This is a genomic window from Erwinia sp. STN24 (genome assembly GCF_041320675.1).
In the GTDB taxonomy this organism is placed as follows: Bacteria; Pseudomonadota; Gammaproteobacteria; order Enterobacterales; family Enterobacteriaceae; genus Erwinia; species Erwinia aeris.
On the sequence record NZ_JBGGPM010000004.1, the window covers coordinates 279,037 to 291,309 of the forward strand.

Genomic DNA, 12,273 nt, shown 5'->3' on the forward strand with positions numbered 1-12,273 from the left:
GACACTAGAGAAGAATTTTACGGTCGCGACCGTAAAGTAATGCATTCAAGAGGAGAGTCGCTTGCAACGTGAACAGGTACTCGAGCATGCACTGAACGTACTCGAGCAGAACGGGCTGGCCCCCTCCACCTCTTTCGCCATGATGGCGGAGGCGGCAGCCTGCCAACAGGAAGATTTGCAACGCTACTGGCCCGACCGCGAGGCGCTGCTCTATGACGCCCTGCGCTATCACAGCCAGCAGGTTGATATCTGGCGGCGCAAGCTGCTGCTGGATGACACTATGGGGCCAGCACGCAAGCTGCTGGCGCGTTATCAGGTGCTGGAGGAGGCCGTTAACAATAACCGCTATCCCGGCTGCCTGTTTGTGGCCGCGTGCAGCTTTTATCCGCAGCCGGACCACCCTATCCATCAGGTTGCCGAACAGCAGAAGCGCGCTTCCTGGCAATATACCCACGAGCTGTTGACCCAGCTGGAAACCGATAACCCGGAACTGCTCGCTCATCAGATGGAGCTGATTCTGGAGGGCTGCCTGAGCCGGCTGCTGGTGAAACGCAACGTGCAGGAAGTGGTGACGGCCCGTTCGCTGGCGGAAGACGTGCTGAGTATCGCGCTATGCCGTAAGAATGGCGCACTGAGCTAGTGCGCTGAGCCGTAAGCGCCGAAGCCTTCTGCGGCCTCAGAGCGGCGCGCTAAACTGTAAACACGGAAGCCTTCTGCGATCTCAGAGCGGCGCGCTGAGCCGTAAGCGCGGTGGTGCGTTTAATCAGCGTCCTGTACTGTAAGTGCGCCGCGCCGCACAGGTCGTCGCGTTCTTTGACAAAGGAAACGCACACGACGGAAGCCTGAAAGACAGGCTGTCCCGAATGGATTTGCATAACTTTCAGGCTGACTGTCTGAAAAGCAGGCAGTCAGTCACGCTTTAACGCTTTTTTATGACAAAGCCGTTGACGGCGGGCGGCCTTTACGGTTTAATGCGCCCCGTTGCCCGGATAGCTCAGTCGGTAGAGCAGGGGATTGAAAATCCCCGTGTCCTTGGTTCGATTCCGAGTCCGGGCACCACTATTCCAAACCCTCGCTTATGCGGGGGTTTTTGCTTTATGCGTCAAAAAATCACTGGATTACCAGTAGATATTATCCTTCTCTCTGTCTGCCCCCGCTTCCCGATGGTGCCAAATGGGCATTCTGCCCCACGTATTTTGTTGTACTGACGCTTTGATGCCCCAGTAAGTCTTTCACCAGCGTAAGATTCCGTTCCGACGATGTTATCAGCGCCGTCGTGAGGTTATGGTGAAAATAATATGGCGAGACGGCAAAACCACATTCCTATCCGGTATTGATGGTTTTGAGATCCGATGTGACACGGGAATAGTCGAACCAGAAACGCCCCTGTTCTGGCCGGTCAGCCTGAACGGCAGCAACGCGAGCACGTTCAAGTGCTGCCTGTATTTGAATCAATAGGTGCTGGGCAGACGCCAGCTCATCTTTTTCAGATGCATGGACGGGTAACGCGATCAGCAATGTCAGCCCCAGCAAACAGCCGGCTCGTCAGGTTAAGCACTCCTCAGTGATTTAGGGTGCTGTGAGGGTGCGATAAATGTGAAGACGGGTCAGGGGATAACTGTTTATGGTTTTTTGATAATTTTCGTATTAACAAATAGCAAGCCAAAGCGCTATACAAGTTGATTAGTAGAGACAACAATATATCTATCGCTGCGTTATCATTAGCGAATTATTACTGTCTGATCCAGAAGGTTAGAAAATAGCATGACGTTATCATCAGGTAGGGTGGAGTTCACAGAAGCAACCAGAAAAATGGTCATGGAGGAAGCCGGATATTGTTGTGCAAATCCTGGCTGCCGTATGCATTTACTTGAGTTCTACACCGAACAAAATAAAACTCGAAAACTGGGCGATGTAGCCCATATTTATTCTGCTGTTAGCCTGTCGGGAAGTGGCCCTCGATCCAACCCACATATGACGCCTGAACAACTCAGCGCTCAAACTAACGGAATATACCTTTGTACAACTTGCCATCGTCGTGTCGATAATTGTGAACTGATGTTCCCAGCAGAACATCTTTTTCAGTGGAAAAGAGAGGCGCAACAGAGTAATAACCCCGAGGGGAGAGACCGCTGGAAGAATCCAGGATATGGACGAACGACGCTTGACGACTGTCGGGAAACAGAAAAATACCTCCACTTCACCAGTCCTTTTATTGACACTATCTATCAATTTTGTTTAAAGGTTCAAGGAACTCAGTTCCGAACTTTCAGAGTTGATCACAAGATTATCGTAACGCTCTGGGGGCTTGCCAGAAGAGGAATAGGCCTGCCTACCTTTAATATATACTCCCACCAATTTAGAAATAAAATCTTTGAACTACAGCGAATAGCAGAAGAACTTATCAAGCTGCTTCCCGAAAATACACAACTGGATTCGGGATCATATTATAAAGGCGATGAACCGCCATTTTTACCAGGTTTTCCCTCTGGCGTACTTGTTTATATTGACGGTCGAGTACAGGCATTATCTGAGTTAATACAGCAATGGCGGATGATTCAGCTATGCTGGGAAAATGAAGTGAGTATGTATCAAATTTAAAATACTTCCCTTACTGACGCGCCAGTAACCGTTTTTACAGGGCTTGTCTGCTGACGACAGCGCACAAAAGCCAGTTTTGTGCGCCGCCGCCCAGCTTACTACTCTAGTACGAAGGAGCTGACTGCGCGCTCTGCACTTCTTTCCGATACTGGTTTGATATTTGCTCAGCCTTATAAGAAGAAGCGATACTGCAAGACCGTAAGTTATCTAATCTAAACACCTTGTTTTCATTACATTTAACTAAAAATGTATTGAACTCCTCGGGGTTCGAATCAGCCCACTGTTCAATCTTTATAGTTTGAGCATCTTGTTGTTGAGCATTGCTGGCCAGAACTGGTGCGCTTAGCACTATCGTTCCCAGCATGAAACTAAAAATGAATCCCTTCATATATTCTCTCCTGTCATTAATCACCTGCATATTTTTCACTCAGATATCAATCAGGATCAACTACTAAAGGTACTTTTTAAACGAAGCTGTGGTCACCGTCACTGCAATACCCAGCAAAATAGCGGCGGGCAACAGCAGCAGGTTGGGATATACCGCCGTTGGCCACGACAGATACAGCATACAGGGACATAAATTGCGGGTTTCACCATTCGTTTTGCATGGTGATACACAAAACTCGACGCCTACCCGACGCGTGGCGGCTGTTTCATTACATGCCACAGGATTTTTACCGCGACGTCAGTTCGATGAGCAGACCAAAGTTGACGATGAAAATTATCGGTTATGGCCCTAATGCAAAAATCATCTTCGCCTTACAAGGGATTACCCTAAATACTATTTTTAATAGAGATGGCTGACGCGCAGTAAGCTGAAACGTTATCCATCAGCCAGTAAAGAAGCTCCGACGGTATGGCCCCGCTCCCGAATCTGATCCAGGCATAACTGGTTGCCTATTCTGGCAAACGGCCGGTTTTTCGGCAAATCCAGCAGGTGTCATCCAATCCCGTGCAAAATGGAGCCGACATTGGCTATAAGATATGCACCACGCCTCCATGTTGCGCCGTGCATACAAGCAACTAATTTATTGCAATAATTCTGTCGACAGCCTTAAGCGTTTTTTCCCGATGTGCAATAATAACTCTTGTAATATTGAGCTTTTTAATTTCTCCATTTACAAACCGCTCACTATTACTATCAAGAGAGCTTGTCGCCTCATCCATGAACAGAATAGAAGGCTTTTTATAAAGTGCGCGGGCAATAAAAACTCGCTGCTTTTGCCCACCTGACAGTCCTTCACCCAGTTCTCCAATTAGCGTGTCATAACCCATAGGCATTTTCATAATCACATCGTGAATATAGCTGGTTCTGGCGCACTCTATCATCCAGCTTTCATCTACATTCTCTACAAATCCGCAGATATTTTCACGTATTGAACCAGAGAATAACCTGTCGTCCTGCATGATACAGGCAATCATTTTATGATAGTTATTTATTCCCGTCTGACGGATATCAATCCCATTAACGATTACCTTACCGGTATCAGGTTCAAGCAGCCCGCATAATATTTTCATCAATGTGGTCTTGCCCGAACCAGAGTTACCTGTTATCGCTACACTTTCGCCTGGTGAAATTGAAAACGACAGGCTGCTGAATATCGCAGCTGACTGACTATCGTAGCTGTAGCTGATATCTGATATTTCCAGCGATACCGGATTCATAGTCGCGATATAGTCGATATCCGCTTTTTTTTCTTCCCGTTGATGTAAAGCGATATCCGCAATACGTTCATTATGCAGACTCATGATGCGCAGTTGCAGGAGAAAGTTTGTTAGTGAAGCAATCCTGTCGGAAAACTGGCCACGAAACGCACCAAATGCTACAAACATACCTATGGTCATTTGGTTATCGATAACAAGCCCAGCGCCCAGCCATAAAATAGCAATCTGATCGCATGTAGCTACAAACGTATTTACTCCGCCAAAAAGGAGATCCATCTTATTTAATTTGATACCAGAATTTATCGCATCAATTTTCAAATTCAGCCAGTGTGTTCCGCGCCTTTCCGTCATTCCCTGTATTTTGACCGTGGCTATACCATACAATGTCTCCATAAAATAGGAGCTGGCACGCGCACCTCTGACAAGCGTTTCTTCTGAAACCTGACGGTAATGACCATAGGTCAATAGCCGAATAATAACATAGACCGCAGTAAAACCCAGTACAAACCAGGTTAACCAACCACCATATAGCGCCATCATTATCAGGACACTGACGACCATAATACTGTCTATGATGGCGCCAACAACGCTGGTCGTAAAGGTAGAACGTAGCGTATCCAGCGAGCCAAAACGAGAATTAATATCACCCAGCCTGCGCCTTTCAAAATAAGTTAAAGGAAGCCTTAACAAATGATTAAACAGGCCAGACTGCCATTGCACATTAATAAAAGTCCCCATAACCAGTGAAGACCAGGCTCGAACAATGCCCGTTGCCGCTCGCAGAAATATAAAGAACATTAATCCGAAACAAATCAAAGTTAATAATCCTTTATCGCTTGCCGGAATAGCATGATCCATCACCAGCTGCGTACCTATCGGCATCACCAGATTGATGGCCTCAATAATTACTGACAGGAAAAATATTTTTGCCAGCATACTTTTAATGCCATAAATACTACTAATCAGCGTACGCAGGCTCAGGCGATTCTTAACCGTTTGTTCTGTAAATTCACTGCCGGGCCAGACTTCCAGCGCGACACCGGTAAAGTGTTGCGACATTTCTTCAAGCCCGATATGCCTTCGTCCTCTGGCAGGATCGTGCAGAATAAAACGGTTGCGTTTCACGCTGACCAGCACGACAAAGTGGTTAAAATCCCAGTGAAGTATGCAGGGCATTTTCAGCGCGCCCAGCTCGCTTAGGGCCAATGACAGAGGACGGGTCGCCATCCCCAGCTGTTCTGCAATACCGTTGAGACCAGCAAGATTGGCACCGCGCGTCGATAAATTGAACCGCTGTCGCAACGATATCAAATCAATGTTTTTGCCGTAGTGTCCGCATACCATCGCCAAACAGGCGAGTCCACATTCTGAAGTCTCTGTCTGATGAATAACCGGAACTCGCCGTTGCCACCGCAAATCCAGTTGATTCACAATCTTTTTAAAAGCAGTGCTACTCATCTACCTGTCCTGTGGCGCTGTGCTTCATGTCATAGAGTGGTGAAAGCATCCACTGGTAAATTTTTCTTTTTTCCAGAAATAATGTGCTTTGCGCTTTCATACCATTTTCCAAAGGCAGAAATTTCCCGTCATAAGTAATAATCTGCTTTTCAGGTTTAACGATTACCTTATACCAGGGGCCAGAGGTGCCTGATGAATACCCAGGAGATCCCTGATAAGTGAGCATCTCTTTTGCTGTGGCTGGCGTCCTGGTGATGGTCGTCACCGTTGCGGAAAACTGGCCGAATTTTTCTGCCGGAAAAGCCTCATAACGGATATTAACTTTATCTCCCGGTGAAATATAAGGTACAGCATCATTAGGCACCCAAATAATGAGATAATAATGATCAATGACCTGAGGGAGAAGCTGTAGCAGACTGTCCCCAGCATTTACCATTTGCCCTGGCGTGACGCTCATTGAATCTATTTTTCCGTCAGAAAGAGCACGAATAACGATTTCTTCGCCCTCGTCGGTGTCAACCAACTCTTTTTGTAAGTCGAATTGCTGTAGTTCCATCTGATAAATGCGATTATCAAATTCTGCCGCCTGCGTCTGAACCTGGCTTGCAAGATTGGTTACCTGTAACGCATTTTGTTCATTCTGCCCGCTCAGGTTAAGAAGATTATTTTGCTGCTGATAATACAGTGCCACCTGATTAGTCAACTGATCTTTGGTGATCAGTCCTTTTGATTGGTATTTCCGGTAGTTCTCCATATTACCTTTCATGATATTTATGCCCTCTTCAGCTCGTCTGATAATATCTGATGAGCGTCGGAATGCATCACTGTATTGCATATGTTGTTGTTCTAACATAGCCAGTGTGACTTTTTTATTTTCTTTCAGGTGGGAGATAATATTCCTTACGCGAACCAGCTGGCTTTCAATATCCCTCCGACGATTTTCACTGACGACGCCGCCTGGCGTGCTTTTGCTAACGTCCAGTTGATAAACAGGGTCACCTTTTTTTATGATATCCCCTTCATGGACAAACTGCTTCACCACGATCCCTTGTACGCTGGAGTAAATATTAATCGCCCGTGGCCAGGTAGTAATTTCTCCGCTGACATTAACTCGACGCGTATAGGTTCCTTCCGTAATAAATACCAGAAAAGCCACCATGAAAGTGACAGAGACTAATATAACCAACCAGAGCGGAATGCCCGGCAATAAGATCGCACGCCCATGCCATTGCATTTTCCTGTTTTCTATTGCTTCCTTACGAAACAAATTTTCTTCCTCGGAATGTTTCGACTCTAATTTTCTTCCTACGGCTTAACCAGCGCACTGGTTCTTCACCCCAAGGTCGTAGTTGGGAAAAACGCTCAATAGCCTTGCGGCCAAAACCGGGTTTGCAGCAAAAATCGAGGATCCAAACCCTGCCGTCTTCATTCCATTCAGAAGGGTGCAGTCGGAATTTTGGATCGTCAAGCAATCTCTTTTCCGTATCTGCAGCCAGGTATGCCCAGGTGATATAGGCCAGTGGAAAACCCTGCACGTCGAAAAGAAATTTTATTTGGTGGTGCTGTATCGCGTATTCGGTCCAGAGCTGAATAGTTAAAACCGGATAGAGGCTGTAATTACGGTTATGGAGCATACAGCTAACGGCAAAACCAATCTGTTCCTGGGCTGACCATGTATCCTGGCCATCTACGGTTTCCTGTATATACAATGTCATTGTTTTCTCGCCTGGTGCCCGTGAATGGCTAATGCGCTACTGCCTAATACGTCGTTAGCAAATGTCTGCATTTTGATCCCCATTGCGACGAATGCCTGCCTCAGAGACACAATATCTTTTTCATGCGTTTTTAGCAGATGCGCTATTTCTTCAAACATTTGCACTTTGCCTAAACAGGCTCGGGGCAGCAGTTTTTGTCGCGCGCTCTGCTCCACTTCTTTTATCATTGCGGCGTTATCAACTCCCTGCTCATGGCAAGTGCTGGTCAGCCAGCCTATGGCGTCGGTATAACTTCGCAACAGTTCCGGAAAGCGGTTATCCTCCTCCAGGTCATTATCATGTAAACCTCTTTGTCCCTGGCAGCGCTGGATTAAACCTGTAACAATGTTTTCCAGTGAAAATCTATTCTTTTCAACGCGATACGGCATGTTGCCAGGCCTGGCAATAAATGCCACAAAGTTTTTAACTAAAGGTTTTAGCGTTTCAGGCACTGGTTTCTGTAAGGGAATGGTTATACCCAACAATTCCAAATAGCCACGGTAGCAAGCGTCCTGGAAAGCCTGTTGAAAGACGTCTTCTGTCTGCTGACGGGCAGTCACCGTGAATCCCGGATCGAACAGATATTTACCTGCGTACAGGCAAAGATTGGATAGCCCCTTTTGCAACGTTGCTGGCTCTTTCATCAGCGCCATAAGCCTGAGATGGTATTCAAAGCTATCGCTACTTTCGTCCGGGAACAGACAGTTCAGGCCATTAAAATCCAGCAGCTTGCCGTCCATTGAGATATTGGATGGCGACGTCGTTAACCTCAAAAAACGTGTCCGGCAAAATGCCATTTGCCGTGCCTGGCGTCTGGCAAGCTCACATAATCCTTCGATGCAGTAACGCTGCAGATCGCGATAAGCCCGCTCGCTAAAGCCATCTGGCGGCATCGGCAAACTTATCGGCAACTGGCGGATGACAGAACTCACCCGTCGGGCATCATGCAATAGTTGCCCGGCATAGTCAGGCTGCGGCCGAAAATAGGGTGCCCGTTCGAAATGAGCCGGACGCACTACAGGCTCACGGATCAGCAGCGCCCGCCGCGAAGAGCCTGCCGCAAGTTCACCGGCGTTGGCAATATCATTGTCGATAAGTAAAACTGCGCGCGTTTGCACCGCGCCATAAGGGAGAATTTGCCCCAGCACTTCGCTCCATAAAGCTTCATAAAGCGCATGAACGGCGCTCAATGTACCATTTGAGTGACGTTCGTCTGAGCCCTTACCCACCAAGGGATTAGCCCCCATTCCTTTCACCTGATAATGCCCGTCAAAACCGCAGCGGGCACCGCCGCCGTTGCGCTGAATGCCGCTACCGCCATAACGCTCCGCATAAAACTTTTTGGTCGCAGCGGAACGGGCTGGATCGATCAGATAGCTACAGGCGTTGCGTAGTGCTTCTGGATCTTCAACGTCCGCAGCGCACCACAGCAACGAGGATGACACTTGTTGGGCATAAAAAGGCACCAGATTTTCTGCCAGGCCTGAAAGCAAAGAGGAATGACTCATTTGCTGGCATTCTCCAACGTGTTTTGATGATATGCGTTTTGCTTCTTTTTAGGCGGGTAATTTCCAACGCGCTTAAATAGGGTCATAAGATACATAATAAGCAGCGGGTATTTTATTGAGCATTTTCTTATCCAAAAAGAAATAGCAGAAGATAAAAAGGGTACAGAATTTATAATAAAGAGCCTTTAGACACCACAGGAATAAAATTAAATTTTTTTTAAAGTTATCAAAGCGTCAGTATTGCGTCAATGATTACGCTAGTGCCAGCTAATGATAATTTCATTTAATATAATTTAACTGCGTTATTTTTTAGGACCATGTATACATAAACTACCCGAGCATAATTTAGCCAGACAAAAATAGACTGCGGTATCATTTTCATTACCTCTCAATCCCGCTGGGAAAATAGCGACCAATTAAAAGGTAAGGTTTGTAGAACTTATAATCACGAACAGATGAAACTAATTTTTTATTGCTTACTGTAAAGATAGCGTTATTATACTTTACAAAAATGTACAATCAGACAACATCAAAGGAGAATAAAATGCGCAATTTAAGTATTGAAGAAATGCAGTTAGCCAGCGGGGCTGCGGATATTGTGAGCGCTGCTCAGACTATCGGTTCTGCCGTTGGTGGCACCGCTGGCGCCTATGCAGGAGCAGAAGAAGGAGCCTTAATCGGTGCCGGCATGGGCGGGCCTGCCGGTGCCATTATTGGTAGCGGTGTAGGTGCAGGCGTTGGTTACTTTGGCGGTGATGCCATTGGCTCGGCTATCTCTGCCGGTTACGATGCCGTCGGTAGCTATTTTGGCGGCGATTCAGCCTCTTCTTCATCGTCTTCAGGCGCTTAACCTGTTTTACCTGCGGGCGGCTGCTCTGTATTGAAAGGAAATGAGTAAGTGAATACTCGCTATACGCTTCATCGACTGAGCCTGCTTGACCAGTGGCGTTTTGACCGTTTTCGCCTGCTCTTTTGCATCGCCGTCGTGCTTATTTTTTCCGCCGTGATTTACTGGGTTCTGCCTTTGTTTGGTCATGGCAATGTACAGAACGGTTTTGTCGGAATGTTGTGCGGACTTTCCGTTAATTTCTGGCTGACTTGTATAGGCCGCCTGCGTATTGATTCTGTCGATTATGTGGACAAGCTGGCAGTAATCCTGGAGCGTTACAAATATAAAAAAAATGGTTTGGGCTATTACGACATCCCGGCGCATCGCTATATGAAATTTAAATCTCAGCGGATTTATCTCAACAGAAAAAACGAAACCCTGGTGATTACCGGTCCCTATAACATCCTGAAGAAAGTTATTAAGCAGCTTAATGCCGGCGCACCTTCTGAAGATGCGACTAAATAGTCTCAATCTGAGGCGTACCTGACAGACAAAACGCTGATCATTATTTCTTGTAGAGAAGGGTTTTCCCATGCGCGTTCTTTTTATCGGCCCTCCTTTATATGGCCTGCTATTTCCCGTGCTATCTCTGGCTCAGGGATTTCGCGCTAACGGACATGAAGTGCTAATCGCCAGCGCCGGAAAGTTTGCACAGAAGGCTGCCGAAGCAGGTCTGGTGACGTTTGATGCTGCGCCAGGACTTGATTCCGAATCCGAATACCGACGTCAGGAAGAGAAACGAAAAAAAAGCAATAAAACAGGAAACTTCTCTTTTTACAGTGACCAAATGGCCGATCGGCTTATAGAGCTGGCCGGCAAATGGCGGCCCGACCTGATCGTCTATCCTCCGCTTGGCGTGGTCGGCCCTCTGATCGCGGCCAAATACCGTATTCCTGTTGTGATGCAGTCGGTGGGTTTTGCCCATACGTCATGGCATATAAAAATGGTGACGCAATCGTTAGCCGATGCCTATGCTCGTCATGGCGTTACTGCACCGCCGCGCGATCTTGCCTGGATTGATGTTACACCGCCGAGCATGAGCATCCTGAAAAATGAAGGCGAACCCGTCATTTCTATGCAGTACGTTCCCTATAATGGAGGCGCCGTCTGGCAAAAATGGTGGGAGAGAACCCCGACACGAAAGCGTTTATTGGTTAGTCTTGGCACCGTCAAACCCATGGTCGATGGTCTGGATTTGATTTCGTGGGTCATGGACTCGGCAGATGACGTGGATGCTGACATTATTCTTCAGCTGGCGGCCAATGCACGCGTTGGCCTACGTCAGCTTCCGCCAAATGTAAGACTGGTCGACTGGATCCCGATGGGCGTATTTCTCAACGGCGCAGATGGATTTATTCATCACGGCGGCGCAGGCAACACCCTGACAGCCCTACGCAGCGGCATCCCTCAGATAGTGTTTGGCGAAGGTGCCGACCGGCCTGTTAACGCCAGAGCTGTTGTTGAGCGAGGCTGTGGGATCATACCCGGCAAAAATGGCATAACAAGCGAAGGGATCAATACCTTTTTGGGCAATAGAGCATTGCGCGAAGCTTCGGCACAGGTTGCTGTGGAAATGGCTGCACAAGCCAGCCCTTCAGACGTTGCAAAAGAGCTTGTTACAAGGCTAAGCGGTTAATCATCGTCAGCTGCGCTATTTGATCCTTACGCCAACAGATAATAACTATGGCCAGTCAGGCTTTTGGCTGGACTCTATACTGCAAAAACAGCTTCGATTTCATTAACGCAAATGAATGTTAGCAACGTTTGCTTTTAACGCTTTGTTGTCTGTTCATGCCTCGGGCTTAGTTCTTATTCTCATCAGTGCCTGTTCAACTTTCTCCGCATTCTGCTCCGGTATAACTTCTTTATTAGCTATGCCGGTTTGGTCACCTGACGCTGTGCGGTATGTCTGAACATAATGTTCTGACCGGCAGCTACAGCAATAAATTTATCTTGCTGGGGTATGTGATAAAGATTTGTCGATCCGGAGGGACGAAGTCGATGCTGATAAAGAAGCCATTTGATGAAAAAAGGGTTGCGTAAGCGCAGAAATATCACAGGCGATACGCTCACCGGTTACACATTCGGATAATCATTTTAACGCCGCCATTCTTACCTGAATTTATTATATCGCGAAGGCCAGATGCGCTCCGGCTCGGTATCCAGGGCTATGGCAATCAGCCTTTCCCCTCTTGGCCAGTGGCGGTTCAGCGCATTGGCCAGCGTGGACGAGGCCAGCCCAGCCTCGCGGGAAACGGCAGACAGCGTCGTGCCTCTCTTCTTCAGCTCGGCAATGATATCTGCCGGGTGCCAGTCCTTATCGGTTATCTCTGTCATCCTTGTCAGCTTCCATCAGACGTTGCTTGTTGAGTATCACTAAACAACTACGATGTTAAGT

At 47.4% G+C, this 12,273-nt stretch carries 11 protein-coding genes, 1 tRNA gene and 2 pseudogenes; 6 read left to right on the forward strand and 8 right to left on the reverse strand.

Annotated elements, in window-relative coordinates; translation table 11 throughout:
• Window positions 1-61: 61 nt before the first annotated feature.
• Window positions 62-640 carry a transcriptional regulator gene (locus tag ACA373_RS15975; RefSeq protein WP_253455949.1) on the forward strand — a complete coding sequence of 193 codons (579 nt, stop codon included), beginning with the start codon at window positions 62-64 and terminating at the stop codon, window positions 638-640.
• Between the two features lie 343 nt (window positions 641-983).
• Window positions 984-1,059: transfer RNA gene (locus ACA373_RS15980), tRNA-Phe, on the forward strand.
• 267 nt (window positions 1,060-1,326) lie between these two features.
• On the opposite strand, the pseudogene ACA373_RS15985 reads toward ACA373_RS15980, so the two are convergent.
• Window positions 1,327-1,533, reverse strand: a pseudogene (locus ACA373_RS15985) (RAQPRD family integrative conjugative element protein); the annotation flags it as partial.
• 231 nt (window positions 1,534-1,764) lie between these two features.
• Here ACA373_RS15985 and ACA373_RS15990 point away from each other — a divergent pair.
• Window positions 1,765-2,601: a hypothetical protein gene (locus tag ACA373_RS15990; RefSeq protein WP_301253281.1), complete on the forward strand. Its 837-nt coding sequence runs from the start codon at window positions 1,765-1,767 to the stop codon at window positions 2,599-2,601.
• A 103-nt stretch (window positions 2,602-2,704) separates the two neighbouring features.
• Here ACA373_RS15990 and ACA373_RS15995 read toward each other — a convergent pair whose 3' ends face one another.
• The 6 genes and pseudogenes from ACA373_RS15995 to ACA373_RS16020 form a co-directional block, all read right to left on the reverse strand.
• Complete coding sequence (locus ACA373_RS15995) at window positions 2,705-2,989, reverse strand: hypothetical protein (RefSeq protein ID WP_253455955.1); 285 nt, start codon at window positions 2,987-2,989, stop codon at window positions 2,705-2,707.
• 63 nt (window positions 2,990-3,052) lie between these two features.
• Window positions 3,053-3,228: pseudogene (locus ACA373_RS16000) on the reverse strand (DUF4400 domain-containing protein); the annotation flags it as partial.
• A 396-nt stretch (window positions 3,229-3,624) separates the two neighbouring features.
• Window positions 3,625-5,724, reverse strand: coding sequence for a peptidase domain-containing ABC transporter (locus ACA373_RS16005; RefSeq protein WP_253455958.1), 2,100 nt, complete (start codon window positions 5,722-5,724; stop codon window positions 3,625-3,627).
• Window positions 5,717-6,991: an HlyD family secretion protein gene (locus tag ACA373_RS16010; RefSeq protein ID WP_253455960.1), complete on the reverse strand. Its 1,275-nt coding sequence runs from the start codon at window positions 6,989-6,991 to the stop codon at window positions 5,717-5,719. The genes ACA373_RS16005 and ACA373_RS16010 overlap by 8 nt, the downstream gene beginning before the upstream one ends.
• Window positions 6,981-7,439 (reverse strand): toxin-activating lysine-acyltransferase, encoded by a 459-nt coding sequence (locus ACA373_RS16015; protein WP_253455963.1) that lies wholly within the window; start codon window positions 7,437-7,439, stop codon window positions 6,981-6,983. The genes ACA373_RS16010 and ACA373_RS16015 overlap by 11 nt, the downstream gene beginning before the upstream one ends.
• Entirely contained in the window at window positions 7,436-8,986 is a 1,551-nt protein-coding gene (locus ACA373_RS16020; RefSeq protein WP_370734800.1) for an MchC protein, read from the reverse strand. Before ACA373_RS16020 ends, ACA373_RS16015 begins: the two co-directional genes overlap by 4 nt.
• A 544-nt stretch (window positions 8,987-9,530) precedes the next feature.
• On the opposite strand from ACA373_RS16020, the gene ACA373_RS16025 reads away from it, so the two are divergent.
• The 3 genes from ACA373_RS16025 (at window position 9,531) to ACA373_RS16035 (ending at window position 11,511) form a co-directional block, all read left to right on the forward strand.
• A complete protein-coding gene (locus ACA373_RS16025; RefSeq protein WP_369895108.1) occupies window positions 9,531-9,836 on the forward strand; it encodes a hypothetical protein in 306 nt (101 codons plus the stop codon).
• Between the two features lie 48 nt (window positions 9,837-9,884).
• Window positions 9,885-10,340, forward strand: a complete 456-nt coding sequence (locus tag ACA373_RS16030; RefSeq protein WP_253455971.1) for a hypothetical protein — start codon at window positions 9,885-9,887, stop codon at window positions 10,338-10,340.
• A 67-nt stretch (window positions 10,341-10,407) separates the two neighbouring features.
• Window positions 10,408-11,511, forward strand: a complete 1,104-nt coding sequence (locus ACA373_RS16035; RefSeq protein ID WP_369895106.1) for a nucleotide disphospho-sugar-binding domain-containing protein — start codon at window positions 10,408-10,410, stop codon at window positions 11,509-11,511.
• Window positions 11,512-11,987: 476 nt separating this feature from the next.
• Here the strand turns inward: ACA373_RS16035 and ACA373_RS16040 are convergent, their stop codons facing one another.
• The gene (locus ACA373_RS16040; protein WP_253461142.1) at window positions 11,988-12,203 is read right to left on the reverse strand and encodes a helix-turn-helix transcriptional regulator; all 216 of its coding nucleotides are present in this window, start codon (window positions 12,201-12,203) and stop codon (window positions 11,988-11,990) included.
• Between the last annotated feature and the right edge of the window lie 70 nt (window positions 12,204-12,273).